Raw genomic sequence first — 255 nt, 5'->3', positions numbered from 1 at the left:
ACACGATGACCGCGATGGTGACCGTGTCCGTCGGCATCGTCTGCGCGAGGTAGAAGTAGGTCAGGTGCGGGATGTTGAGCACCAGGGCCAGCGTGAAGAAGCTGCGCGGCAAGGTGCGCTTGGCGACTAGGAAGCCGCCCAGGAAGGCGCCGGCGATGAAGGTCAGCGTGCCGACCGTGCCGTTGATGTGGCCCAGGGACTCGTTGTCCATGCCCAGGCCGCCGGCCGACGTCGGGTCCAGCAGGAACAGCGGGC

1 pseudogene is annotated in these 255 nt (G+C 67.1%); it reads right to left on the bottom strand.

The features are described 5' to 3' along the window. Positions 1 to 255: pseudogene (locus tag ACG04R_RS28600) on the bottom strand (MFS transporter); the annotation flags it as partial.

The organism is Pelomonas candidula (genome assembly GCF_043555985.1).
Lineage (GTDB): Bacteria > Pseudomonadota > Gammaproteobacteria > Burkholderiales > Burkholderiaceae_C > Pelomonas > Pelomonas candidula.
Note: the sequence above shows the minus strand (reverse complement) of the source record. Positions and strands in the feature narration are given on the sequence as shown.